This window comes from Afifella sp. YEN Y35 (genome assembly GCF_047553465.1).
GTDB lineage: Bacteria > Pseudomonadota > Alphaproteobacteria > Rhizobiales > Afifellaceae > Afifella > Afifella aestuarii.
In genome coordinates this window covers 2,088,587-2,113,759 of sequence record NZ_CP180203.1, presented here as the reverse complement: position 1 = coordinate 2,113,759, position 25,173 = coordinate 2,088,587, and the positions used below count along the sequence as shown (strand labels likewise).

25 protein-coding genes are annotated in these 25,173 nt (G+C 64.5%); 12 read left to right on the top strand and 13 right to left on the bottom strand.

Going from position 1 to position 25,173, the window contains the following annotated elements; translation table 11 throughout:
* Positions 1-39 precede the first annotated feature (39 nt).
* The gene (locus ACK8CP_RS10035; RefSeq protein ID WP_414831652.1) at positions 40-858 is read left to right on the top strand and encodes a DUF1194 domain-containing protein; all 819 of its coding nucleotides are present in this window, start codon (positions 40-42) and stop codon (positions 856-858) included.
* Positions 859-873: 15 nt separating this feature from the next.
* Here ACK8CP_RS10035 and ACK8CP_RS10030 read toward each other — a convergent pair whose 3' ends face one another.
* The 3 genes from ACK8CP_RS10030 to ACK8CP_RS10020 are packed head-to-tail and all read right to left on the bottom strand — an operon-like array spanning position 874 to position 3,050.
* On the bottom strand, positions 874-1,545 hold the full coding sequence (locus tag ACK8CP_RS10030; protein ID WP_414831651.1) for a hypothetical protein: 672 nt from the start codon (positions 1,543-1,545) through the stop codon (positions 874-876).
* Between the two features lie 6 nt (positions 1,546-1,551).
* Positions 1,552-2,055 (bottom strand): hypothetical protein, encoded by a 504-nt coding sequence (locus tag ACK8CP_RS10025; protein ID WP_414831650.1) that lies wholly within the window; start codon positions 2,053-2,055, stop codon positions 1,552-1,554.
* Positions 2,056-2,114: 59 nt separating this feature from the next.
* Positions 2,115-3,050, bottom strand: a complete 936-nt coding sequence (locus ACK8CP_RS10020) for a GlxA family transcriptional regulator (protein WP_414834234.1) — start codon at positions 3,048-3,050, stop codon at positions 2,115-2,117.
* Between the two features lie 131 nt (positions 3,051-3,181).
* Here ACK8CP_RS10020 and ACK8CP_RS10015 point away from each other — a divergent pair, with 131 nt between their 5' ends.
* Positions 3,182-5,002, top strand: coding sequence for a formate--tetrahydrofolate ligase (locus tag ACK8CP_RS10015; RefSeq protein WP_414831649.1), 1,821 nt, complete (start codon positions 3,182-3,184; stop codon positions 5,000-5,002).
* Positions 5,003-5,086: 84 nt separating this feature from the next.
* Positions 5,087-5,845 (top strand): SDR family oxidoreductase, encoded by a 759-nt coding sequence (locus ACK8CP_RS10010; protein WP_234630604.1) that lies wholly within the window; start codon positions 5,087-5,089, stop codon positions 5,843-5,845.
* A 136-nt stretch (positions 5,846-5,981) separates the two neighbouring features.
* Here the strand turns inward: ACK8CP_RS10010 and ACK8CP_RS10005 are convergent, their stop codons facing one another.
* The 4 genes from ACK8CP_RS10005 to ACK8CP_RS09990 all read right to left on the bottom strand — a co-directional run bounded on the left by ACK8CP_RS10005 (position 5,982) and on the right by ACK8CP_RS09990 (position 11,075).
* Positions 5,982-7,631: a tetratricopeptide repeat-containing sulfotransferase family protein gene (locus tag ACK8CP_RS10005; protein WP_414831648.1), complete on the bottom strand. Its 1,650-nt coding sequence runs from the start codon at positions 7,629-7,631 to the stop codon at positions 5,982-5,984.
* Between the two features lie 113 nt (positions 7,632-7,744).
* Positions 7,745-9,292 carry a DHA2 family efflux MFS transporter permease subunit gene (locus tag ACK8CP_RS10000; protein ID WP_234630606.1) on the bottom strand — a complete coding sequence of 516 codons (1,548 nt, stop codon included), beginning with the start codon at positions 9,290-9,292 and terminating at the stop codon, positions 7,745-7,747.
* A gap of 2 nt (positions 9,293-9,294) precedes the next feature.
* On the bottom strand, positions 9,295-10,602 hold the full coding sequence (locus ACK8CP_RS09995; protein ID WP_414831647.1) for an HlyD family efflux transporter periplasmic adaptor subunit: 1,308 nt from the start codon (positions 10,600-10,602) through the stop codon (positions 9,295-9,297).
* Between the two features lie 5 nt (positions 10,603-10,607).
* Positions 10,608-11,075, bottom strand: coding sequence for a MarR family winged helix-turn-helix transcriptional regulator (locus ACK8CP_RS09990; RefSeq protein WP_414831646.1), 468 nt, complete (start codon positions 11,073-11,075; stop codon positions 10,608-10,610).
* 160 nt (positions 11,076-11,235) lie between these two features.
* Here ACK8CP_RS09990 and ACK8CP_RS09985 point away from each other — a divergent pair, with 160 nt between their 5' ends.
* From ACK8CP_RS09985 to ACK8CP_RS09965, 5 genes are read left to right on the top strand one after another with little or no spacing between them, the layout of a single operon-like run.
* On the top strand, positions 11,236-12,486 hold the full coding sequence (locus ACK8CP_RS09985; protein WP_414831645.1) for a sarcosine oxidase subunit beta family protein: 1,251 nt from the start codon (positions 11,236-11,238) through the stop codon (positions 12,484-12,486).
* A gap of 10 nt (positions 12,487-12,496) precedes the next feature.
* Entirely contained in the window at positions 12,497-12,862 is a 366-nt protein-coding gene (locus tag ACK8CP_RS09980) for a sarcosine oxidase subunit delta (protein WP_414831644.1), read from the top strand.
* On the top strand, positions 12,862-15,924 hold the full coding sequence (locus ACK8CP_RS09975; RefSeq protein ID WP_414831643.1) for a sarcosine oxidase subunit alpha family protein: 3,063 nt from the start codon (positions 12,862-12,864) through the stop codon (positions 15,922-15,924). Before ACK8CP_RS09980 ends, ACK8CP_RS09975 begins: the two co-directional genes overlap by 1 nt.
* Complete coding sequence (locus ACK8CP_RS09970) at positions 15,917-16,612, top strand: sarcosine oxidase subunit gamma (protein WP_414831642.1); 696 nt, start codon at positions 15,917-15,919, stop codon at positions 16,610-16,612. The genes ACK8CP_RS09975 and ACK8CP_RS09970 overlap by 8 nt, the downstream gene beginning before the upstream one ends.
* 41 nt (positions 16,613-16,653) lie before the next feature.
* Positions 16,654-17,271: a class I SAM-dependent methyltransferase gene (locus ACK8CP_RS09965; protein WP_414831641.1), complete on the top strand. Its 618-nt coding sequence runs from the start codon at positions 16,654-16,656 to the stop codon at positions 17,269-17,271.
* Positions 17,272-17,331: 60 nt separating this feature from the next.
* Here the strand turns inward: ACK8CP_RS09965 and ACK8CP_RS09960 are convergent, their stop codons facing one another.
* Positions 17,332-18,171: a hypothetical protein gene (locus tag ACK8CP_RS09960; RefSeq protein WP_414831640.1), complete on the bottom strand. Its 840-nt coding sequence runs from the start codon at positions 18,169-18,171 to the stop codon at positions 17,332-17,334.
* A gap of 505 nt (positions 18,172-18,676) precedes the next feature.
* On the opposite strand from ACK8CP_RS09960, the gene ACK8CP_RS09955 reads away from it, so the two are divergent.
* Positions 18,677-18,865: a type II toxin-antitoxin system ParD family antitoxin gene (locus tag ACK8CP_RS09955; RefSeq protein WP_092809560.1), complete on the top strand. Its 189-nt coding sequence runs from the start codon at positions 18,677-18,679 to the stop codon at positions 18,863-18,865.
* 166 nt (positions 18,866-19,031) lie between these two features.
* Here the strand turns inward: ACK8CP_RS09955 and ACK8CP_RS09950 are convergent, their stop codons facing one another.
* From ACK8CP_RS09950 to ACK8CP_RS09935, 4 genes are all read right to left on the bottom strand, one after another.
* Entirely contained in the window at positions 19,032-21,050 is a 2,019-nt protein-coding gene (locus ACK8CP_RS09950) for an ASKHA domain-containing protein (RefSeq protein WP_414834233.1), read from the bottom strand.
* A 159-nt stretch (positions 21,051-21,209) separates the two neighbouring features.
* Positions 21,210-22,172, bottom strand: a complete 963-nt coding sequence (locus tag ACK8CP_RS09945; protein ID WP_414831639.1) for a methyltetrahydrofolate cobalamin methyltransferase — start codon at positions 22,170-22,172, stop codon at positions 21,210-21,212.
* A 126-nt stretch (positions 22,173-22,298) separates the two neighbouring features.
* Entirely contained in the window at positions 22,299-22,598 is a 300-nt protein-coding gene (locus ACK8CP_RS09940; RefSeq protein ID WP_414831638.1) for a virulence factor, read from the bottom strand.
* A 125-nt stretch (positions 22,599-22,723) separates the two neighbouring features.
* Complete coding sequence (locus ACK8CP_RS09935) at positions 22,724-23,365, bottom strand: DUF1638 domain-containing protein (RefSeq protein ID WP_414831637.1); 642 nt, start codon at positions 23,363-23,365, stop codon at positions 22,724-22,726.
* Positions 23,366-23,446: 81 nt separating this feature from the next.
* On the opposite strand from ACK8CP_RS09935, the gene ACK8CP_RS09930 reads away from it, so the two are divergent.
* The 3 genes from ACK8CP_RS09930 to ACK8CP_RS09920 all read left to right on the top strand — a co-directional run bounded on the left by ACK8CP_RS09930 (position 23,447) and on the right by ACK8CP_RS09920 (position 24,254).
* Positions 23,447-23,734 (top strand): BrnT family toxin, encoded by a 288-nt coding sequence (locus ACK8CP_RS09930; protein ID WP_414831636.1) that lies wholly within the window; start codon positions 23,447-23,449, stop codon positions 23,732-23,734.
* Positions 23,691-24,008, top strand: a complete 318-nt coding sequence (locus tag ACK8CP_RS09925) for a BrnA antitoxin family protein (protein WP_414831635.1) — start codon at positions 23,691-23,693, stop codon at positions 24,006-24,008. The genes ACK8CP_RS09930 and ACK8CP_RS09925 overlap by 44 nt, the downstream gene beginning before the upstream one ends.
* Before the next feature lie 96 nt (positions 24,009-24,104).
* A complete protein-coding gene (locus ACK8CP_RS09920; protein ID WP_128292653.1) occupies positions 24,105-24,254 on the top strand; it encodes an entericidin A/B family lipoprotein in 150 nt (49 codons plus the stop codon).
* A 163-nt stretch (positions 24,255-24,417) separates the two neighbouring features.
* Here ACK8CP_RS09920 and ACK8CP_RS09915 read toward each other — a convergent pair whose 3' ends face one another.
* Positions 24,418-25,122, bottom strand: a complete 705-nt coding sequence (locus ACK8CP_RS09915) for a corrinoid protein (RefSeq protein WP_234630617.1) — start codon at positions 25,120-25,122, stop codon at positions 24,418-24,420.
* Positions 25,123-25,173 lie beyond the last annotated feature (51 nt).

Genomic DNA, 25,173 nt, shown 5'->3' with positions numbered 1-25,173 from the left:
TGATTTGGACGGACGCGACCGATGCCGGATGCTTCTTGCATGCGGCCTCGTCCGATCCTGTCTCTGTGCCTGACACTCGCGCTGGCCGGCGCGGGCATGCGGGCCTCTGCGGCCGAGGACACGCCCGTCGATCTCGAACTCGTGCTCGCCGTCGATGTCTCCTGGTCGATGGATTACGACGAGCAGGTGTTTCAGCGCGCGGGCTATGTCGCCGCCTTCCGCGATCCGGAGGTGATCAAAGCCATCCGTTCCGGCGGCTGGGGGCGCATCTCCGTCACCTATGTCGAATGGGCGGGCTCGAGCCTGCAAGAAATCATCGTGCCCTGGACCTTGATCGAAGATGCGGCGAGCGCCCATGCCTTTGCCGGGGCTCTCGATACCACGACGAGCGGCCGCCTGCGCCGCACCTCCATTTCCGGTGCGCTCGGCTTTTCCTTCTCCGCCTTCGACGACAACGGCTATGCGGGGCTGCGCCGGGTGATCGACGTGTCCGGCGACGGACCCAACAATCAGGGCCTGCCGGTGACGGTGGAGCGCGACCGTCTCGTCGCCGCAGGGGTGATCATCAACGGCCTGCCGATCCTCCTGAAAGGGTCGAGCGGCCGCGGCTTCATGTCGATTCCGAACCTCGACGCCTATTACGAGGATTGCGTCATCGGCGGCACCGGCGCCTTCGCTCTGCCGATCCGCGACGTCAGCGAGTTTTCGACGGCCATCCGCCAGAAACTCCTTCTGGAGATCGCCGATTACCGGCCGGCAAAGCCCTCCGTGCAGACGGTCGAGGACGCCCCGCGCGTCGATTGCATGATCGGCGAAAAGATGTGGATGCGCTGGCGGCGCATGAACGACGATTACTGAGGCGAGCCATTGGCCTCATGGCATCACGATGTCGTCCGCAGCCTGCGGTGTGCTGGTGCCGCGTTCGATTTCGTCCTCAAGGCGTCGTGCCCGTTCCCAGCGCGCCTTGAGCCCCCATCCTTCGATGCCGGAATAGGCATTGGAATAAACCAGGTTTTCGGCCCGTGAGCTGGCGATGAAATGCATGCGTCCGTCTTGCGGCGGAGGCCAGCTCTCCGCCCGGCCATATTTTCCGTAGAAGATCCTCTGGATGCGCGCCGCCATTCGGCTGGTTCCGCTGTCGCCGGCAAAACTGATGAATCCCGTTGTGAGGAAGGCTGTGAGGGCACTCGCGACGGTCCCCATCGCTTCCTTCTCGAAAGGCGCCGTGCCTTCCGGGACGGCAAGCGCCAAAGCCACGAGGATAACGAGGCCGGAGGCGAGCGCTGCGAGGCTCGCTGGAGCGACGATCCAGAGCTCCAGGAAAGCGAGACCGGCGCGCGGATACCACGGCAGGAGAAAGCGTCCGCAGGCATCCATGATCGTCGCGATGAGAATTGCGCTGACGACGAGGAGAACGACGCCGGTCCAGTGCCCGTGCACCAGAAGATCGGCGACGGCGACGCCGAAAAGGGCGAGGGAGAGCCCTTTCGCCGGTTGCCAGAGATCACCGAAGAGATCGCCGAGAAAGGCCGAGAGCCGCTCCATCCGGCTTCAGCTTTCGTGGGGCGGGTCGTGCAGGCAGCGCCAGACCATCGTCCCGTCTGCCTTTCGCACTCTCGCCATGGGCTGATAAGGCACGGCCTTCTGGCATTCGTCGATGAGGGCGAGCGCTGCCACCGCCCGGGTGAGCGCGGAAATGGCAGCCACGGCGTCCCTGGCCACGAGGGCGCCCTCGGATCCCACAAGATGCTGCAACTGATCGATGCTCGTGCGGGCTTCCAGGAGCCTTTCCGCGTTGGAGCGGAAAGCCAGCACCTCTCCGGCGCTCTCCTCGTGCGCGCCCACGGCCGAGGTTTGCTCTGCGCGCAGATCCACGAGCAACCGGATCGCGACCGTCAGCGTCTGCAAGATCAGCGGAAGAGAAGAGGAGGTTTCTTTCCGATAATCTTCTCGTACGATTTCATGAGCTTGCAGACGAGAAAGCTCTTCCAGTGCACCGCGAAGGATGTTTCCCAGAGATGCCTGCGAATCCTTATCCTGAAAGATTTCCGCCATCGCATTCCCCCGTGACGACAGAAGAAATATAGACGGATCTCAGTCGTCGACAAAGAGGATTACGAGAGCGGCTTCTCGCGCCCCTGGCGTTCCTGTTGCGGCGAGCGGCCGTAGAGCTCGCGGTAGCATTTGGAAAAATGCGAGGCGGAGACGAAGCCGCAGGCGACGGCCACTTCTACGATCGGCACGTCCGACTGGATGAGGAGATGGCGCGCGCGGTCGAGCCGGATTTCCAGATAATAGCGCGCCGGAGAGCGCCCGAGATTGCGCCGGAAGAGCCGCTCGATCTGGCGGCGCGACAGCCCGGCGTAACGGGCGATGTCGAGCAGAGACAGGGGCTCGGCGACGTTCGCCTCCATCAATTCGATGATGAAGAGAAGTTTCGAGTTCTGCAGGCCGAGGCGGGCGCGCAAAGGCAGGCGCTGGCGGTCCTGCGAGCCGCGCATGCGGTCCGTCAGAGCCTGTTCACAGACCTTGGTAACGGTCGTGTCGCCGAGATCGATGCCGATACGATGCAGCATCATGTCGAGCGCAGCCGTGCCGCCGGCGCAGGTGGAGATGTTGTCGTCGACTTCGAAGAGATCGGCGTAGGCTTCGGCTTCCGGAAACCGCTCCTGGAAGGCCGGCAGCGATTCCCAGTGGATGGCGCAGCGCTTGCCGTCGAGGAGGCCGGCATCGGCGAGCACCCAGGCGCCGGTGTCGAGGGCACCGATGCCGATTTTCTGGCGGTGGAGCGTGCCGAGCCAGCTGTTGAGCTCGCGGTTGTGGAAACGCTCCACGCCGAGCGAGCCGCAGACGAAGACGAAGTCCGGACGGTCGTCGGTGCGGGCCCGCTCCTTCGCTTCCTTGAGCGACATGTCGGCGTTCACCGCAATGCCGTTGGAGGCCGCAACGGGGGTGCCGTCGAGCGTGATGACGCTCCATCGGTAAGGGGCGTGGCCGCTCATCCGGTTGGCGATGCGCAGGGGCTCGACCGCCATCGCGAAGGCGAGCATCGTGAAGTTCGGCAACAGGAAAAAGGCGTAGTGATGCGTCCGGGGCGCCGGTGAGACAGGCTTGTGCGGCTTTTCTTTCACCGACGGACCGTGCAATGGCACCTCCCACCGACCGACAAGGTCGGGCGCCTATGTCGCAAACGGGCCATTGGCCCAGATTGGAAACGCTAGTAGGTCTTTGCTCGCGTGACAATGGCATGACGCGCCCGCCGGCGGCTTTCCTTCCTTTTGAGGCAAAGCCGTTTCGATCGAACGAGGCAGACAGGCAAAGGGGAAGACTTTTGAAGAGCGACATCGAGATTGCGCGGGCGGCTGCGCGCCGGCCAATCTGGGAAATCGGCGAAGGGCTCGGTATTCCGGCAGAATTTCTGGAGCCCTACGGCAACGACAAGGCCAAGGTCGCCACCCCTTTCATCGAATCTTTGCACGAGCGGCCAGACGGCAAGCTCATTCTCGTGACCGCCATCAGCCCGACGCCGGCCGGCGAAGGCAAGACGACGACAACCGTCGGCCTCGGCGACGGCATCAATCGCATCGGCAAGAAGGCCGTGATCTGCCTGCGCGAGCCCTCGCTCGGACCCTGCTTCGGCGTGAAGGGCGGCGCGGCCGGCGGCGGCCATGCGCAGATCGTGCCGATGGAAGACATCAACCTGCATTTTACAGGTGATTTCCACGCGATCTCGACCGCTCACAATCTCCTGGCGGCGATGATCGACAACCACATCCATTGGGGCAACGAGCAGGGCCTCGATCCGCGCCGCGTCACCTGGCGGCGCGTCATGGACATGAACGACCGGGCGCTGCGCGACATCGTCTGCTCGCTCGGCGGTGTGGCGAACGGCTATCCGCGCGAGACGGGCTTCGACATCACCGTCGCCTCGGAAGTCATGGCCATTCTCTGCCTGGCGGAGGACCTGGAAGATCTGGAGCGCCGGCTCGGCAACATCATCGTCGGCTATCGCCGCGACAAGAGCGCAGTGACGGCGCGCGACCTCAAAGCCGATGGCGCCATGGCGACGCTCCTGAAGCAGGCGGTGAAGCCCAATCTGGTGCAGACGCTGGAGAACAACCCGGCCTTCGTGCATGGCGGGCCGTTCGCCAACATCGCCCATGGCTGCAATTCCGTCATCGCCACCAAGACGGCTTTGAAGCTCGCCGATTACGTGGTGACGGAAGCGGGCTTCGGGGCCGATCTCGGCGCCGAAAAATTCTTCGACATCAAGTGCCGCATGGCGGGATTGAAGCCCGATGCGGTGGTGCTGGTGGCGACGATCAAGGCCTTGAAGATGAACGGCGGCGTGGCGAAGGAAGATCTGGGCCGCGAAGATGTGGCGGCGGTGGAACGCGGCTGCGCCAATCTCGGCCGGCATCTTGAGAATATCGGCCAGTTCGGCGTGCCGGCGGTCGTTGCGATCAATCATTTCACCAGCGACACGGAGGCCGAGATCGATTTCGTCAAAGCCTATGTCGCCGAACTCGGCGCCGAGGCGATCGTCGCCCGGCACTGGGAAGAAGGATCGGCCGGCATCGAGGATCTCGCCCGCGAGGCGGTGATGCTCGCCGACAGCGGCACGGCGAGTTTTTCGCCGCTCTATCAGGACGACCTCTCGCTCTTCAAGAAGATGGAGGCGGTGGTGCGGCGCATCTATCGCGGCGCGAATGTCGCCGCGAGCGAGACGGTTCTGGCGCAGCTGGCCGAGTGGGAAGAGAAGGGTTTCGGCCATCTTCCCGTCTGCATGGCGAAGACGCAGTATTCCTTCTCCACCGATCCGCATCGGCGCGGCGCGCCGGCGGGCCATACCGTCCCCGTGCGCGAGGTGCGGCTGTCGGCCGGCGCAGGCTTCGTCGTCGCCATCTGCGGGGAGATCATGACCATGCCCGGGCTGCCGAAGGAGCCGGCGGCAGAAAAGATCCGCCTGAATGCAGAAGGGTTGATCGAAGGTCTGTTTTGAAGCTTTTAAAGCGGCTGGTGCGGACGCCGCACCAGCCAAAAGCAAGAACGACAAGAAACGATCATCTCAGGGAAAGGAAACAGCATGGCGGAAGCCGCAAAGATCGCACTCGTCACCGGCGCCGGGTCCGGCATCGGCAGGGAAACCGCTTCGGCCTTTTTGATGGCGGGCTGGAAGGTCGTGCTGACCGGCCGGCGCGAGGCGCCCTTGAAGGAAACGGTTGCGCTTGCGGAAGCCGACGAGGGGGATGCGCTGGTCGTGCCGGCCGATGTCGCGGATCCGGAATCCGTCGATGCCTTGTTCGGGAAGATCGAGGAAGCTTACGGCCGGCTCGACCTACTCTTCAACAATGCCGGTGCGAATACGCCAGGGGCACCGATCGACGAAATCCCGGTGGCGGAATGGAAGAAGGTCGTCGACATCAATCTGACCGGCTCTTTCCTGTGCGCACGTGGTGCCTTCGCCCTGATGCGGCGGCAGAAGCCGCAGGGCGGCCGCATCATCAACAACGGCTCGATCTCGGCCTATGCGCCGCGGCCGGGCAGTGTGCCCTATACCGCGTCGAAGCACGCGATCACGGGTCTGACCAAAACGCTCGCTCTCGACGGCCGGCCCTTCGACATCGCCTGCGGCCAGATCGATATCGGCAATGCGGGAACCGATATGGCGGCAGCCCAGGCAAAGGGGGTGCCCCAGGCGAACGGCAGTGTCGCCGTCGAGCCGCTCATGGATGCGCGCGAGGTGGCGGATGCCGTCCTGCACATGGCCTCGCTGCCTCTGTCCAGCAACATCCTCTTCATGACGGTGATGGCGACCAAGATGCCGTTCGTCGGCCGCGGCTGACGGCGGCCATCGGGCGTCTTCGGAGCGAACGCGCTCTGTTCGGCAGTCCTCACTGAACTTTCCCTGGTCCCGGCTCTGTCGGGGCCAGAGAGGACGCGCGTGGCCCCTCCCGGATGACGGCGTCAGGCGCTGAGGCTCAGGCCGCGCGCGAACCGGCCTTCGTGTCGGAAAGCGCGGCTTTCAGCGGCTCGAGATAGGCTTCGTAGGCGCGCCAGGCTTCGACGCGCCTGGTATGCACGGGCTCTCGCACCTGCGCATGCGAGGCGGTCTGCGTGAGGCGCTTGCTTGCGTGGAAGTCGAGGCAGCGCGGATCCCAGGAGAGACCGGCCGCATCGACGAGCTTCGGCGCGGCGTTTTCCGGATCTCCGACGAGCTCTTCATAGCGGCATTCGAACACCGTCTGCGGCAGCACCGCCGTGACGTGCGCGGTGAGCTCTTCATAGAGCCCATAATAGCGCCCGAGGGTGGTGAGATCGCGCCGATAGGCGTGCCAGTCCCCAAGATCGGTGGTGAAGCAGGAAAAGCACGTCGCCATCGGATCGCGCCGGGCGTGAATGAAGCGCGCCTTGGGGAAGAGAAGGGCGATCAGCCAGAGATGCAGGAAATTGTGCGGCGTCTTGTCGGTGATGCGCGCCGCAGGTCCCGCGATCTGTTTGAGCCGCTCCAGGTAGAGGGGCGCGATGCGCGACAGCTGTGCCCCATCGAGGCTTTGCAGATGTGCGGCGAGCTTTTCTGGCGGCACGGCGTTGCGCTCTCGCGTGAAGCGGATGCCGAGCTCGGAGACGGCGCGCTGAAAGAAGGGGAGCTCGCCTGCAGCCGCCGCCTGCGGATGCGCGGTGACGATCTGCTCCATGAGGCTGGTGCCCGAGCGCGGCATGCCGAAAATGAGAACCGGCACCTCGCTGTCGTGGCCGATGCTGCGGCGCTCTGAGAAGAAGTCGGGCGTCACCGCCTCTTTGAAGGCCGCCACCATCTCGGCGAAATAGCCGAGATCGAATTCCGGCAGCAGGGCGTTGCCGGCAGTCGCATGGGCGAAGGATTTCTCTTCCCGCTTCAGCCGTCGGTCGAGGCCGGAGAGGCCGAAATGCAGCATGCGCCGCTCGACCTTTGGGTGCTTCGCGTCCTCGGCCATCGCTTCGATGTCGGCATATTCCGGCGGTTCGTCCTCGAAGCGGCCGGCTTCCAGCAGGCCGGCATAGACGACGGGGCGTCTGTCGCCAGAGGCGAGCATGTCCCGGTAGAGTTTTTCGGCGTCGGCATTGCGTCCGCGATAGAGCACAAGACCCGCGAGCCTGAGCTTCGCCGTCGGGTCGCGCGGATTGAGCTCGGCCGCCCGACGCAGCATCTCTTCCGCCTTGTCGGCGTCGCCGGCGCGCAGATAGGCGCTGCCGAGGGTGGAGAGAAGCGCCGGCGCCTTGGGCGCGAGCGACACCGCCTCCTTGAGCTGGCGGAGGGCGGAGCTGATATCGCCGCTTTCCAGATAGGCGAGGCCGAGAAGATGGCGCGGTTCCGGCTCCTTGCGTTTGGCGGCGACGGCCGCCTTCAGCGGTTCGATCGCATCGGCCGGGCGGCCGACACCGACGAAGATGCGTCCGATCGCAAAATTGATCTGTGCGTCGCGGGGCAGAAGCGTCTGGGCCTGACGATAATGCGCAAGCGCCGCATCGAGCCGTCCGGCGCGCTCAAAGCCCGCCCCTTTGGCGACGATGGAGGCGGCCATGGCACGTTTTTCATCCGGCGAGCGCCGCCGCTTGCCGTCGGCCGAATGCGAATTGTCGTGGGTCATGGATGTATGAAGATGAATCCCGGCATGCTTGTCAATCGACGGGCGGGAGGCCGCACGGGCTTTTTGGAAACCGTGCGTTTCCGCTCAGAAATAGTGATGGCGTCGGGGCCGGCTCAGTCCGCGGCGACCATCCCACCGCCGCCCATATGCTGCGGCCTGCGCATGAAGAGGATGAGCGGCAGCACGGCGAGCGTGATCAACATCATCAGTTTGAAGTCGTCGATATAGGCGATCATCATGGCCTGCTGGTTGATGCTCTGGCTGAGGACGGCGATCGCCGTCTCCTGGCTCGCCCCGAGTGAACTCGCCGCCTGATCGAGGATCGGGTTGAAAGGCGTGATATGCGCACCGAGTTCGGCGTGATTGATCTGGATGTTGTGCGCGAGGACCGTCGTGACGACGGAAATGCCGACGCTCGAGCCGATATTGCGCAACAGGCTGAAGAGGCTGGCGCCGTCCGTGCGGAAGCGCGGCTCCAGGGTCGCGAAGGCGACCGTGGAGAGAGGCACCATGACGAGCCCGAGCCCCAATCCCTGGATGATGCCGCTCGAGATGAGCAGATGGTTGTCCATGAGCGGCGTGAAGCTGCTCATCTGGTACAAGGAATAGGCGGTGAGACACAGGCCGCAGAAGATCAGGATGCGCGGATCGACCCGCTGCACGAGCCGTCCGACGACGATCATGGAGATCATCGTGCCGACACCGCGGGGGGCGAGGACGAGACCTGTCGTCACCACCGGATAACCCATGATGTTCTGCAGCATCGGCGGCAGAAGGGCGAGGGCGGCGAGCAGGATCATGCCGACCATGAAGATCAGCACGAGGCCGGTGACGAGATTGCGGTCCTTGAAGATCTTGAGATCGAGGAACGGGTGCTCCGTGCTCAGCGCGTGGATGACGAAGATCCACAGGCCGGAGATGGTGAGGCCGAGCTCGATCCAGATTTCGGGCGAGGAGAACCACTCCACCTGCTCGCCGCGGTCGAGCAGCATCTGAAGAGCGCCGATGGCGATGGCGAGCATCGCAAAGCCGAAGAAATCGAAGCCGCGATGTCGGCGCTCCGTCTCCGGCAGGAAGACGAGCATGCCGATGAAGGCGACGATGCCGACGGGCAGGTTGACGAAAAACACCCAGCGCCAGTCGAAAGTGTCCGTGAGCCAGCCGCCGAGTGTCGGGCCGACGATCGGGCCGATCATGATGCCGGCGCCCCAGATCGCCATCGCCTGGCCGTGCTTCTCCTTCGGATTGATGTCGAGAAGCACCGCCTGCGAGAGCGGCACGAGGGCGGCGCCGCACAATCCCTGCAGAATGCGGAAGACGACCATCATTTCGAGGCTGGTCGAGAGACCGCACAGCATGGAGGTGGCGGTGAAGCCGACGACGCTGCCGAGAAAGAGCTCGCGCGTGCCGTAGCGATCCGACAGCCAGCCCGTGACCGGCGTCATGATCGCGGCGGCGACGATGTAGGAGGTCAGGACCCAGGTGACCTGATCCTGCGTCGCCCCGAGGCTGCCGCGCATGGACGGCAGCGCCACGTTGGCGATGGTCGTGTCGAGGATCTGCATGATCGTCGCCAGCATGATGAACACCGTCACCATGGGGCGATTGATCTCGCGCGGCGCCGCAGGGGCCGCCGCGTCCTGGGTCGTGGAAGTGGCCATGGTCAGTGCTGCGTCATACCCTGCGCGGCAACGGTCTCATGCGCCTGTGCCGTGGCAGTGGGAAAATTGAAGCCGAGAAAGGCGAGACCTTTTTCGACGAACTCCGGCATCTCCGGCGAGCGGCCGGTATCGACGGTCGCGCTGACGCTCATGCCGGTGCGCAGGGGAACGTCTTTCGGCAGATCGGCGATGGCGATGCGCACCGGGATGCGCTGCACGACCTTCACCCAATTGCCGGTGGCGTTCTGCGCCGGCAGCAGCGAAAACTCCGAACCGGTGCCTGCGCCGACGCTCGCCACCCGGCCTTTCAGCGGATGATCGGGATAGGTGTCGACGTCGATTTCGACGGGCTGGCCCTCACGCATATAGGTGAGCTCGGTTTCCTTGTAATTCGCTTCGACCCAGACTTCGTCGGTCTCCACGAGGCTCAGGACCGAGGTGCCGGAGGTGACGTACTGGCCGACGCGCAGCCGGTCCGTCTGGCTGACGATGCCGTTTGCCGGCGCCGTCACCACGGTGTGATCGAGGTCGAGCTCGGCCGCTTCAAGCTTCGCGAGCGCCTGCATGACTTCCGGATGCTCGTCGGTCGCGATGTCGGGATTGCCGGCAAGCGCCGCCTTGGCGCTCATCACGCTCTGCTCGGCTGACCGGGCCTTCGCCTGTGCCTGCTGCAGATCGAGGCGCGCCTTGTCGAGGGCCGATTGCGAGACGAACCCGCGATCGTGCAGGCGGTCCTGGCGGTTGAACGTGTCCTCGGCGAAGGTGAGGGACTGATCCGCCGATTCCTTGTCCGCGACCGCCGAGGCGTAGGCGGCTTTCATGCGCTCCACCTCGAGGCGGGCAGAGGCGACCGCCGCTTTGGCCTGATCGACGGCGACGCGATACTGCGCATCGTCGATGGCAAAGAGGAGATCGCCGGTCGTCACGGGTTGGTTCTCGCCGGCCCCGACCTTGACGATGCGCCCGGCGACTTCCGGCACGACATTGACCTTGTCCTGCTGGACATAGGCGTCTTCGGTCGAGATGTAGCGGCCGGAGGTCAGCCAGAAATAGCCGCCGCCGATGGCAAGAACGAGCGGCAGCGCAATCATCAGCGCCACACGCTTCTTGCGCGGCCGCTTCTTTTCGGGCTCGGGCGGGGCAGGGTTCTGCTCGCGACTGTCCAAGGCTTCCAGAACTTCGCTGGAGCCTTCGTCCTCGTCGCTGGTCTCGTCCACCCGGTTCTGTGCCGGAGCTTTGGATGGGCGCGCATCCGCGACGTCGTCGTCGGGGAAGAGCGGCTCCTCACGTGGCTTTAAATCTTCACTCATAGGCTTCAGGCTTCCACATGCTGACGCTGCGGCTCGACCTCTTCCCCGGGCCGTTCCGACAGGTTACTGACAATTCGTTCAAGCGCGGTAAGCAGGGTCGCGCGTGTCCCCTCCGAGAGTCCGCTTTGCGCTTCCTCGAAAATCTCGTTTGCGAGATTGCGCATGTCCGGCAAAAGCTCACGTCCCTTGTCGGTGATGTGCAGCGTGCGGACGCGCCGATCGTTCGGATCCTGCCGGCGTTCGATGAGGCCAGCGGTCTCCATGCGATCGACATGACGGCAGACGGTGATCGGCTCCATGTCGAGAAGCGCCGCAAGACCGGCCTGGTTGATGCCTTCGATCTTGGAAAGGCGCCCCATGATGTGGAGTTGCGCCGCGGTCATGCCGAACTGCCGTGAATTCTGCTCGAAGCGCCGCCTGAGCAGGCGTGCCGCATCCGTAATCAGAAATCCGAGAGATGTTTTGTGCTCCATAGGCGGGCATATAATAAGCATGCTTATAATGTGCAAATGAAATGTCCGTAAGGGACCTCATCCAAATGGCTTAGTCGGAAGAAGTGAAAAGGGCGTAGAGCGACAATCGGACGTCGCTCGTGCATTTGCTCTTAAGGCCTGCGGCGGCTAAACGGCTCTCATGCAGCGCTACAACGTCGTCCGCCTCATTCGAGAAGGCCTGAGCGGCCACAAGGGCTGGCAGCCCGCGTGGCGCAAAGCGGAGCCTAAACCCTCCTACGATGCGGTGATCATCGGCGGCGGCGGCCATGGGCTGGCGACCGCCTATTATCTCGCCAAGCTCCACGGCATGACCAACATCGCCGTCGTGGAAAAGGGCTGGATCGGCGGCGGCAATTCCGGCCGCAACACCACCATCATCCGCTCCAACTATCTCTACGATGCTTCGGCCGCGCTTTATAACCACGCGCTGACCTTGTGGAAGGATTTGTCGCGCGAGCTCAACTACAACATCATGATGAGTCACCGCGGCGTGCTCAATCTCGCCCATGACGAGGGCGAGGCGCGCCAGCTGAAGCGCCGCGTGGAAGCGAACCGTCTGAACGGTGTCGAGGCCGAGTGGCTGGAAGCCAAGGAAGTGAAGGCCTTTTGCCCGCCGATTTCGGTGGCGGCCGATGCCCGTTATCCGGTGATCGGCGCGACGCTGCAGCGCGACGGCGGGGTCAATCGGCATGACGCCGTCGTCTGGGGTTTTGCGCGCGCCGCCTCCGACATGGGTGTCGACATCATCGAGCAATGCGAGGTGACGGGCATCGACACGGATAAGGACGCGATCACGGGTGTCCGCACGACGCGCGGCACGATCGCGACCGGAAAGGTCGCCTGCGTCACCGCCGGCCACACCTCGGTGATCGCCGGCATGCTCGGCCTGCGCCTGCCGATCGAAAGTCATCCGCTGCAGGCACTCGTCTCAGAACCTTTGAAGCCGGTTCTGCCATGTGTGGTCATGTCGAATGCCGTCCACGTCTATATGAGCCAGTCCTCGAAAGGCGAGCTCGTCATCGGCGCCGGCATCGATCCTTATCTGTCCTATACGCAGCGCGGCTCCTTCGACATCATCGAGCATCAGATGGCGGCGCTGATCGAGCTCTTCCCGTTCGTTTCGCGGGTCAGGATGATGCGCCAGTGGGGCGGCATCGTCGATGTCTGCCCGGATGCCTCGCCGATCATTTCCAAGACGCCGGTGAAGGGCTTCTATATCGACGGCGGCTGGGGCACCGGTGGCTGGAAGGCGACGCCGGGGTCCGGTCACGCCATGGCCGATCTCGTCGCCAATGACGAGCCGAATGCGATCGCCGCACCGTTCACGCTGGAGCGCTTCGTCACCGGCAACCTCGTGGCCGAGCACGGCGCGGCAGCCGTCGCGCATTAGGAGAAACCCCATGTTTGTGATCTCCTGCCCCTATTGCGGCGCGCGCGACCAGTCGGAATTCTCCTATGGCGGCGAGGCCCATATCGCCCGGCCGGAATGGCGCGAGGATATGAGCGATGCCGAATGGGCCGACTTCGTCTTCATGCGGTCAAACCCGAAAGGCGTCCTCGCCGAGCGCTGGGTGCATTCCGCCGGCTGCCGCCGCTTCTTCAACATGCTGAGGAACACCGCGACCGACGAAATTCTCGCCGTCTACAAGATCGGCGAGAGGGCTCCGGAGGTGCAGGCGATGCTGCCCGCGACGCCGTGCGGCGAAGCGCCGATCGGCTCGGGCAATGATGCCGTCAAGGTGATGCAGCCGGGCGAGGCCGAGTGATGTCGAAACAGCCGTTCCGCACGCCGCAGGGTGGTCTCGTCCAGCGTTCGCGCACCATCCGTTTCACCTATGACGGCATTTCCTATCACGGCCATCCGGGCGACACGCTCGCCTCGGCCTTGATCGCCAATGGCCGCCACATGGTGGCGCGGTCTTTCAAATATCACCGTCCGCGCGGCATCTACGCGGCAGGCTCCGCCGATCCGGCAGGCCTTGTCGCGATCGGCGTCGATTCCAAGCGCTTCGATCCCAACACACGCGCCGCCGAGCAGGAAATCTACGACGGGCTGGTGGCGAGTTCGCAGAATTGCTGGCCGTCTCTCGGCACGGATATCGGCGGCATCCTCGATCCGTTCTGGCGCTTCATGCCGGCGGGCTTCTACTACAAGACATTCAAGGGCCCTCCGGGCACCTGGACGGCGCTGTTCGAGCCATTGATCCGCGCGTTTGCCGGCCTCGGGCGTGCGCCGGAGGCGGGCGATCCCGACCGCTACGAGACCGTGAACCGTCACTGCGACGTCGTCGTCGTGGGCGCCGGCCCTGCCGGCCTGATGGCGGCGCTCGCCGCCGGACGCTCCGGTGCGCGCGTCATCCTGGTCGAAGAGACGGACCGCCTCGGCGGTTCTATTCTGTCGCGCGATCCCGAGATGTTGTCTCTGGGCGGTGTGCAGCCGGCGCAATGGGTGGCCGACATCCAGAACGAGCTCGCCGCGCTGCCCGAGGTGACGATCCTCACCCGCACCAACGCCTTCGGCTATTACGGCAACAATTTCTTGGGTCTTTGGGAGAAGGTCTCCGACCATCTGCCGAAGGAGAAGCGCCTCGGCCATCTGCCGCGCCAGCGCCTGTGGCGGGTGCGTGCGAAGGAGGTGGTGCTGGCGACCGGCGCGCTGGAGCGCCCGCTCGTCTTCCACGAAAACGACCGTCCGGGCATCATGCTCGCAAGTGCGGCGCGCACCTTCCTGCACCGCTACGGCGTGCTTGCCGGCAAAAGGCCCGCGATCTTCACCAACAACGATACCGGCTGGGTGACGGCCTTCGATCTGGCCCGCAACGGTGCGGAGATCGCCGGCATCATCGATGTGCGCTCCGATCTCTCCGGCGAGCATATGGCGGAGGCGGCACGGCTCGGCATTCCGATCCATGCAAGCTCGACGGTGGTCGCCACCTCCGGCCGCCACCGCGTCAATCAGGTCGAGGTGCGCCCGCTGCATCGCGACGGCAGCGTCGGCACGAGTTTTTCGCACATCGGGTGCGATCTTCTGGCGGTTGCCGGCAGCTATGCGCCGAACGCCGCGCTGTTTTCGCAATCGCGCGGCAAGCTGCGCTACGACCCCGAACTCGCTGCCTTCCGCCCCGGCCGCTCCTGGCAGAAAGAGCGCTCGGCCGGCGCCTGCAACGGCACCTATGCGCTCACCGACGTGTTGGCCGAAGGTGCCCGCGCCGGTGTGGAAGCGGCGGCGCAGGCAGGCTTTGATTCCGGCGATGTGACGGTTCCCGACGTCGATGGCGTGGAGCTCGGCCAGGGCCATTTGAAGGTGATGCCGGAGATGCCCTCGCATCTGCCGCCGCACCGCCGCCGCGCCTGGATCGATCTCCAGGACGACGTGACCACGAAAGACCTGCGGCTTGCTCTGCAAGAGGGCTATCAGGCGGTGGAGCATGCCAAGCGCTACACCACCACCGGCATGGGCAACGACCAGGGCAAGATCGCCAATCTCAACGCCTTCGCCTTCATCGCCAACGAGCGCGGCGAGGAACTGCCGGCCGTCGGCACGACGACGTTCCGCCAGCCCTATAAGCCGGTGACGTTTGCGGCGATCGCCGGTCAGCATGTCGGGCCGCATTTCGCCCCTCGGCGGACGACGCCGATGCATGGCTGGCATCGCCGTCGCGACGCCGTCTTCGAGCCCGTCGGCGACTGGCTGCGCCCGCGGGCCTATCCGCGCGAGGGCGAGGATTTCTTCCAGGCGGTGCAGCGCGAGGCCCACGCGGCACGCACCGATTGCGGTGTTCTCGACGCCTCGACGCTCGGCAAGATCGACGTGAAGGGGCCGGATGCACGCGAATTTTTGAACCGCGTCTACACCAATTCCTGGTCGAAGCTCGCGCCCGGCCGCTGTCGCTACGGGCTGATGCTCGGCGAAGATGGCATGGTCGCCGACGATGGCGTGACCGCCTGCATCGCCGACGATCATTTCCACATGACGACGACGACGGGCGGCGCGGCTTCGGTTCTCGCCAAGCTCGAGGATTATCTGCAGACGGAATGGCCGGATCTGAAGGTCTTCCTCACCTCCGTCACCGAACAATGGGCCGTCGCCTCGATCTGCGGACCGAAATCCCCGGCGCTGATCGCCGAGCTTCTCGACGATTTCGATGCCGATCCCGAGCGCTTCAAGTTCATGGACTGGCGCGACGCGACCATGGGCGGCATCCCGGTGCGCGTCTTCCGCATCTCGTTCACCGGCGAGACCTCTTACGAGATTAACATTCCGGCGACTTATGGGCGCTGGATGTGGCGCCAGATCATCGAGAAGGGCGCCAGACACGGCATCACGCCCTATGGCACGGAGGCGATGCATCTCCTGCGCGCCGAAAAGGGTTTTGTCATCGTCGGCCAGGACACCGACGGCACGGTCACGCCCGGCGATCTCAGAATGGACTGGATCGTCAAGAAGAGCGGCGATTTCATCGGCCGCCGCTCGCTGTTCCGCACCGATACGGTGCGGACGGATCGCCGCCAGCTCGTCGGCATTTTGACGGAAAACCCCGATCTCGTTCTGGAAGAAGGCGCCCATCTGATCGAGCGTCGCAACGAGCCCGAACCGCCCGTGCCGGTTCTGGGGCATGTCACGTCGAGCTATTACAGCCCCAATATCGGCCGTTCGATCGCGCTTGCGCTCGTCTCCGGGGGCGGCGGGCGGATCGGTGACCGGATTTTTGCCACGCGCGGCGGCGAGCCGACCGTGCCAGTGCGCGTGACGGAGATCGACTTCCTGGATCTGAAGGAAAAGGGCGCGCTGCCGCAGGCCGTGCGCCGGGAGGGCGGCCATGGCTGAGAATGCGACGAAGTCGTCTGAAGCTGTGGCGCCGCCTGAAGGCCTGACGCCGCCGGAGCGACGCACGCCGCTGGCGCTGCGCCAGCCCGTGGAAGGGGCACCCGGAACGCTGCGCCTGGCCGAAATGCCGTTTGCCGGGAAGTTCATTCTGCGGCTCGATCCGGTGCGCGGGGGAGAGGCGTTTCGCGAGGCGGCGGGTCTCGATCTGCCGGCGGCACCGCTCATGTCCGTCGTCAACGGCGAGCGGGTCGTCTTCTGGCTCGGACCCGACGAATTCCTGCTGCTGGTGCCGGAGACGGAGGCTGCGGCCTTTGCCGAGGCGGTGGAGAAAGGCCTCGCGGGTCAGCACCACCAGCTCGTTGATGTGAGCGATTATTACACCGCGATCGAGATCTCCGGCCGCAAGGCGCGCGAAGCCTTGATGAAGCTGACGACGCTCGATCTGCATCCGCGCGGCTTTCCGGTCGGACATGTCGCGGGCTCCAATTTCGCGCGCGCCCAGGGCTGGCTGTGGCTCGAGCACGGGGAGGAGGAGACCGCACGCTTCCGCCTTTATGTGCGCTGGTCGATGGCGGATTATCTGTGGTGCGTGCTCGCCGATGCCGGACGCGAATGGGGCGTGCCGGAACAAATCCCGGCAGCCGACGAAACCTTCCTCACCGAGAGCGTGCATTCAAAGAAAGCGTGAGCGCCTCGGCGCCATATCGTGATCGCGGCGGGGGGCAGGCGATGACACAGACGGCACATGCGAGCTTCTGGGACAAGATCGCCGAGCGCTACGCGGCGCGACCGATCAAGGATCCGGAAGCTTATGAAGCGATGCTGGCCGACGCATCCGGCCGCTTTGCGCCGACGGACCGCGTCCTGGAGATCGGCTGCGGCACGGGCGGAACGGCGATCCGCCTTGCGCCCTTCGTGGCGGAATGGATCGCGACCGATTTCTCGCCCGAGATGCTGCGCATCGCCAAGGCGAAGCCGGCGCCGGGCAATCTGCGCTTCGTCCTCGCCGATGCGCAAAGCGCGTTCGACGGTGGACCGTTCGATGCGATCTGCGCCTTCCAGGTGCTGCATCTGGTCGATGACCTCGAAGGCACGCTGGCCGCAATCCACGCGCATCTGAAACCCGGCGGGATGATGATCGCCAAGACCTGGTGTTTTGCCGATATGAGCCTGAAGCTGCGCGCCCTGTTCCTCGGGCTGCGAACCTTCGGGCTTTTCCCAAAGGCGAATGCGCTGACCAAAACGGCTCTGCGCGAGGCGATCCGCCAGGCGGGTTTCGAGATCGTCGACGAACGTGTCTTCGGCACGAACCCGCATGGTCCCTATATCGTCGCACGGAAAGGCTGAGACGACCTCGCCAAAGTCGTCGATGCGCAGGCAGGGCGGCTGGCGCGGCCAGCCGCCTCCTCAACAATCCTCGTTCGAGATCGACATTTCGGCGACGAGATTCTCGTCTGCATCCAGATACCGGAAGCGCGTCACCCAGCCGAATTCGGCCACGACCGGATCCTGACACGTTGATGGCGTGACGCGCGGTTTCATCGTATTCGCGAGCCAGGCTTGGATGGACGCGGCATCGATGTCGGACGATGCGAACGAATATCGGTAGACGATCTCCTTTTCGCTGGCATCGAAATTCACCTCTTCCAGCGTCGTCATCTCATTCAATTGCTTGGGCAGGCGCTCGTTCTGGATGGCGACTCGCTCTTCGACGCGATCGGCGACCTGTGCCTGGAAAAGCATGCGCGAGGCCTCGTCCTGCAACGTGCGCAATCCGACGCTGATGACGACCGCGGCGAGAGCGATGGCGATGCGCACGATGCGCCATGCCGGGACATAGGCCGGCCGCTCGGGAGCTTTCTTCGGGGAGGCAAAGATGAGCCAGAGATTGGCGACCGGCACGATCCCGAGAAGCGCGAAGCCGCGTGTTCGCCCCGCATCTTTTGCACGAAGCAGCGCGGCGTAGGCATAGGCGACGCCTGCCAGCGCAAACATGGCCGGCACGCTCCAGAAGGCGGTTTCCGGCGGATTGCCATCGAATATCCCGTAGATTTCGATCGTCAGAAGCGTCGCGCCGAACGTCAGCACGAGAGAAATCCCGGCCTGCCAGATCATGTAGATCATGATCGAGCCCTTATTCGACGTGATCGGCTCCTCATCGAGAGGGCCCGTCTTCTTGAAGGTGTCGTAGGCGATAAAAACAAGAAAGCCGAGGACCAGCGACGTGAGCAGCGTACCCACGCTCATAGCTTGCTCAGAACTCAAGATTGTCTCCAGATCGTGTCGGGATGTGTCGGCAGCCAGGTGCACCAGGCGAGCGAAGCGATCGAGCGCTGCCAGAGCGACAGCAGCGCGCGAAATAAGTTGATTCTAAAGTGCGGGAAAGAGCAGCCGTTCATGCCGCATGTCCGGACAGGCAAGACGGCTAAGAACGGTCCTGACGCAATCCTCCGAGATGCACCGAGCGACCGCGCAACGGGGCGATGCTGCTCGCTACTCTGCTGGTTGTTCTCACACAGAAATTCTTAAGTGCCGCAGGGCGGCTTCCGACTTGCAGGCGGCACTGTGAATGAACTCGTGAATACTTGAGGAATCTTGTCGCAGGGGCAAATAGCTGATGGCGGAAATGGACGTCGATCCGCCCTAATACGACCATGATCGCCCGTAAATCTCCGCTCGTCGCTTAAGCGGTAGGTCGGACCCCCCTCAACAGGGGCTAGTCGGGGTGGTCCTGGAGGAAGGCCAGTCAGCCATGAGTGCCATCGAGAAGATAAGTATCGCTCTTCCGCCGCAGCTCGCTGTGATCTTGCAGCAAGCCGTTCGGGACGGTCTCTATGAATCGATGAACGACGTGGTACGCGAGGCTCTTCTGGAATGGCGTGAGCGCCGTGAAACGGCCGGCCCGACGCGACATGCGATCCCGCGCCGCGCAGAGGGTTGACGCGGGGGCTGACGCGGACGAGCGCTGACGCGCTCCAACGCTTCCAAGACAGTCGATTTCGTCGCTGGCGATGCGGCTCTGCCGCATCGTCACGAGACGCGTATGTCTGGCTTTCGCGGCATGCGGGCTCTGCCGGCACGCGCGGGACAGACGCAGGGGCGGCGGCTCAGCGCCGGCGCCCGCCGCGTCGGCGCGGACGTCCGTCTTCGCCTCCGCCGAGCACCTTGCGCGGCGGCAGCGTGACGGCTCCGGCAAGGTGGGGGAACGCCTCGACCTTGTTCGGGAACGCCATGGCCGCCACGAAATGCTCCTGGAAGCGCGCCTCCATCGCCGTCTCGATCTTTTCGATCTGTCTGACGACCTCCTCGATCTCGCGCCGGTAGGAGCGGTTGAGGAGGGCCATGCGCGCGCCCGTGCCGGCGGCATTGCCGACGCCCTTCACCTTGTCGATCGGGCAATCCGGGATGAGGCCGATCACCATCGCGTAGGTCGGGTCGATATAGGAGCCGAAGGCGCCGGCGAGCTTGATCGCCTCCACTTGTTCAAGCCCGAGCCTGTCCATCAACAGGCGCACGCCCGCATAGAGCGCCGCCTTGGCGAGCTGGATGGCGCGGATGTCGGTCTGCAGGATCTTGATCTCCTGGCTTTTGGCCGCCTCGTCGCCCGGCCAGAGGAGATAGGAGAAGGTGCGGCCCGTCGGCTGAATTCGCTCCGACTTCGCCGCAAGACTGCCGTCGATGACGCCGTCTTCGTCGATGATGCCGGCGAGATACATCTCGCCCACGACCTCGATGATGCCGGAGCCGCAGATGCCGGTCACGCCGACATCGCGCGCGACCTTCTCAAAACCTTCCTCGTTCGACCATTCGTCGCCGCCGATCACCTTGATCTTCGGTTCCAGCGTCTCGCGGTCGATCCTGACACGCTCGATCGCGCCGGGGGCGGCGCGCTGACCGCCCGAGATCTCCGCGCCTTCGAAGGCCGGCCCCGTCGGCGAGGAGGCGGCGACGAGTTTTTCCTTGTTGCCGAGAACGATCTCCGCATTGGTGCCGACATCGACGACGAGCGTCATCTCGTCGGCGCGGTGCGGGCCTTCCGCGAGCGTCACCGCGGCGGCATCGGCACCGACATGGCCGGCGATGCAGGGCAGCACATAGACATGCGCGCCGTCGTTGATCGGCAGGCCGATCTCGCGTGCCTCCAAGGTGACCGCGTCGGAGACGGCAAGCGCGAAGGGCGCGCCGCCGAGCTCGGTCGGATCGATGCCGAGGAAGAGGTGGTGCATGATCGGATTGCCGACGAAGACCGCTTCGAGAACGTCGTCGGCGGTAATGCCGGCGCCCTGGACGAGCTCGGCGATGAGAACGCCGATCGCGTCGCGCACCGCCTTGGTCATCTGCGCCCGGCCTTCCGGGTTCATCATCACATAGGAGACGCGGCTCATCAGATCCTCGCCGAAGCGGATCTGCGGGTTGGGCGCGCCGGCGGACGCCATCGTGCGGCCGGAGAGAAGAGAGGTGAGGTGGGCCGCGATCGTGGTCGAGCCGATGTCGACGGCAAGCCCGCAGCCGACATTGTGAAAGCCCGGGAAGATCGCCGTCACGATCGGTCCGCCGCCCTCGGCCCGCCCGTCGGTATAGACCGCGCAGGTGACCTTCCACTCGCCCGCGCGCAAGAGCTTCTGTATCTGCGGCAACAGACGCGAGGCGATGCGTGGCTTCTGAAAGCCCCATTCCTTCTCAAGCGCATGGAGGAGCCGGTCGGCATCGCCGAGCGGCTTTTCCATGTCGGGCTCCTCGACCTCGACATAGCAAAGCTGGGTCGCCGGATCGCGCTCGATCACCCGCGTTTCGGCACGCTTTCGCACGATCTGGCGGTTGATCTGCACGTCCTGCGGCACGTCGACGACGAGGTCGCCTTCGACGAGCGCCTGACAGGAGAGGCGGCGGCCTTCGGTGAGCACGCGCTTTTCGGCGTAGCGGTTTTCCGCCTCAGTGACGCCGGAGAGATGGTCGGCGGCGGAGGAGATGCCGTGCTTGGCGAAATGCCCTTCCTGCGCCTCGATCTGGCAGCGGCCGCAGATGCCGCGCCCACCGCAGACGCTCTCGATATAGACGCCGAGCTGGCGCGCCGCATCGAGGACGGGCGTGCCTTTCGGAAAACGTCCGCGTTTTCCTGACGGCATGAACAGGACGAGGGGGTCTTTTTGAGGTTCGGTCACGTTTCAGGATCGATTGGGCTGGATTGAGAATACACGGTCGTGCGGCTTGCGCTGTGCTGCCCGCGGTTGGCAGGGCGGGATTCCCCTCCCCGCAAGGGGGAGGGGAGTTGCGCCGTGCCATCTTCAGCTCCCCGACCTGGCCCTTCTCGCTTCACGGCCGCCACGGCGGCGGCCGCCGCCGCCATCCGCCGGGGCGGGCGATGCGGCTGGCGTGCCGCCCGCGGCCGGCTGGTAGTCCTTGTAGGAGCGGATCCAGGTCATGCAGTCCTTGTCGGTGCCCATGAGGACGTTCGCCGCGCGCACCGCCTCCATCTCCTGCGGCCGGACCGGGTTCATGATCGCCGACGTCATGCCGGAAGCGATGGCCATCGGCAGGAAGGCGGCGTTGATGCCGTGGCGGTGCGGCAGGCCGAAGGAGACATTGGAGGCGCCGCAGGTCGTGTTGACCTTGAGTTCCTCACGCAGCCGCCTGACGAGCGCGAAGACCTGCAGCCCGGCCGTCCCCATGGCGCCGATCGGCATGACCAGGGGATCGACGACGATGTCTTCGGGCTTGATGCCGTAATCGGCAGCACGTTCCACGATCTTCTTGGCGACGGCGAAACGCACGTCCGGGTCTTCTGAAATGCCGGTCTCGTCGTTGGAGATCGCCACCACCGGCACGTTGTATTTCTTGATGAGCGGCAGGATTGCTTCGAGCCGATCCTCTTCGCCCGTCACCGAATTGACGAGGGGGCGGCCTTCGGCCACCTCGAGTCCCGCCTTCAGCGCAGCCGGCACAGAGCTGTCGATCGAAATCGGCACGGAGACGAGCGACTGCACGATCTTCAGCGTTTCGACGAGAAGCGGCGGCTCGGTCTCGTTCGGGTCGACGGCGGTGACGCCGGCATTGACGTCGAGCATCGTGGCGCCGGCGGCGACCTGGGCGAGCGCGTCGGCCTTCACCGTCTCGAAATTGCCTTCCACCATCTCGGCCGCGAGCTTCTTGCGGCCCGTCGGGTTGATGCGCTCGCCGATGACGCAGAAGGGCTGGTCGAAGCCGATCGCGATCTCCTTTTTGGCCGAAGCGACGATGGTGCGTGTCATGCCTGCTCTTCCTTCACTGGTCCCGTTGCGGGGCCCGTTTTCGGGCGGTGTCGCCCCTCGTTCCGGGCTGGTCTGTAGCGGCAGGCGCCCGGCGCGTCAAAAGCGCGCCGCCTGCGCCGTGCGATCTCAGCGCTCGAAGCCTTCCTGATCGACGAGCGCTTTGAGGCGCTCGGGCGGATAATCGGCCTCGATCGTCGCTGCTGCGGCATCCGCCTCCGCCTCGAGGTCGTCGCCGCAGGGGGTCGGCTCGCCGCGGCGCCATTCGGCGAGATAGGCGTCGGAATCACGCGCGCTCACCTTCATGGCGCAGCGGTCGATCGCTTCCGTGAAGCGGATCGGCAATTCGCGCTTGGCGCTTTTCCGCCCCGCCTTGATGATCACCTGAGCCGGAATATCGCGCCATGACAGGATGATGCGTTGCGCCATTCGTTGTTCTCCTGGGTGATTGTTGCAGCGCCCCGGCCGCAAGCGAGCTTGGCCGCGACAGGTCGGCTCCGAATTGCGACTTTCTGCCGGCTTCCGCAACCTGGAAGGGGAAGAGAGGCGATCTCTCAGCTCGGCGCCGCGCCGAGGAAGCCCGCAAGATCGCCATAGCCGGTCACGCGCATCTCGAAGGCGAGATCGAGGCGCTCTGCCGCCTGGCGCGCTTTCGCTTCGAGGGCGGGGTCCGGCCGCTGCGCCAGATAGACGAGGCGGCGGTAATGCCCGAAATAGGCATCCCTGAGCTCCGGATGCCGGTCGAGGCCGAGCGGTTCGATGACGAAAGCCTCGAACTGACGGGCGAGGAAGTCGGTCAGGAAGAAGGCGTCCATATCGGCGTCGCCCTGGGCGGCGAAGCGGGCGTTGCCGGAATAGAACGCATAGCAATGCGGTCCGTCGATGCGTGAGACGCCTTCGGCCGCGCAGACCTCGTCTAGGCGCCCGCCCGTCCCGCAATCGCCATAGCCCACGAGAATGCGATCAAAGCCTTGTGCGCGGGCCTTGCGGATCGCCTCTCGGACGGCCTCCGGGATTTTTTCCGGCCGGTTGTGCAGGATGGCGGGCAGGCAGGTGAGGCGGACATGGGCGAGGCCGTTCGCTTCGACGACATCGCCGATCTCGCGCGCCAGCGCACCGCAGGCGATGACGAGGAGATCGTCGGCTTTCGCCGCGCCCGGCTGCGGCGCTCGGCCATCTGCGCGAATGTCGCTCATCGGGCTTTTTATAGAGCTCCGGAGCTCTCTCGGCAAAGTCTGCTGCTCTGTAGGCCTTGTTGTGCTACAAAGTGTATATACATGAAGCGTGGCGATATCGTCTTTGAGTGGGATGAGGCGAAGCGAGAGAGAACGCGGCTCGACAGAGGCTTCGATTTTACCGATGCGCCCCTCTTCTTCGATGGCCGGAAAATCGTCGTCATTCCGTCTCCGCGAGATGGAGAAGAGCGCTGGCGGACGATCGCGAAGATCGAAGGAGCCTATTACGCGTTGATTTGGATGTGGCGCGGCGACGTGCTCCGCGTGATTTCGATGAGGAGAGCCCATGGCGGAGAAGAAAGAGCGCATCGTACGATTCACGGCGAATGACCTGGAGGAGATGCGCAGCCGAGGCGAGGTCGGTTCGGATTGGAAACGGGCCGCCCGGCAGGGTGTGCCGGATGGAAGCGATCCGGACGACGCGCTTAATGCGGTGTCGCCGGACTGGGTTATGACAGAGATGCCGTTGCCGCGTCCAAAAACCCACGCCTCGATCCGGATCGATGCGGATGTTCTCGAATGGTTCAAGTCGCAAGGGCGTGGCTACCAGACGCGCATCAATGCGGTTCTGCGGCAATACTACGAGCACCATCGCGAGCCTTGAGGGCATGTGCGAGCCCGCATCGGAGCCGGAACCAATCCCGCTCAGGCGCCGTTGCACAGGAAAGCCGCCGGGGTGGCGGCCTCAGGGAGTTCTGTGATGAATCTTGTGCGTCGTGGTGTGTTCTTTGTGGTCCTCGCTTCGTTCGGCCTGAGCCTGGCCGCCTGCGAGCATACGGTGCGCGGTGTCGGGCGCGATGTTCAGGAAACCGGCAACGCCGTCGAAGACACGGTCCAGGGCAACCCGTAAGAAGTTTTCCGGCTGGTGCGACCGCCCACGGAATGGGGCGGCCGTGCGGGCCGAGCAACCCCTTGAACACAATGAGCGGCGCCCGGGCGCCGCTCTTTTTATCTAAGGATCGTCCCGCAGCTCAGGCTTTTGAACTGGAGCTCTCCGCCAGCACCTGCGAGGCTCAGCCGGCCGCGCTGGCCCGCTGATTGTGCCGGCGTTTGATGAGATCTGTGGCGGTCTCCACCGTCACGGCGGCATCGCGGCAATAGGCATCGGCGCCGATCGCGCGCCCGAATTCCTCGTTCAAAGGCGCACCGCCCACGAGAACGATGTAATCGTCGCGGATGCCTTTCTCCTTCAGCGTATCGATGACGACCTTCATATACGGCATGGTGGTCGTCAGAAGCGCGGACATGCCGATGATGTCCGGCTGATGTTCCTCGATCGCGGCGAGATAGTTCTCGACGGGATTGTTGATGCCGATGTTGATCACCTCGAAGCCGGCGCCCTCCATCATCATCGCGACGAGGTTTTTGCCGATGTCGTGGATGTCGCCCTTGACGGTGCCGATCACCATCTTGCCGATCTTGGGCGCGCCGGTTTCGGCGAGCAGCGGGCGCAGGATCCCCATGCCGGCCTTCATGGCATTGGCGGAGAGAAGCACCTCCGGGACGAACAGGATCCCATCCCGGAAATCCTCGCCGACGATGCGCATGCCTTCCACGAGCGACTTGGTGAGGACGTCATAAGGTGCCCATCCCCGCTCCAGGAGAATGTTCACACCCTCTTCGATCTCTTCCTTCAGCCCGTCGTAAAGATCGTCGTGCATCTGCGCGACGAGATCCTCATCGCTGAGTTCGGACAGGACAATTTCCTCTTCGGCCACAGACAGGCTCCTTGCCAAGCGTTTGCACGTGGAAGCGTCTTCGCATCATGC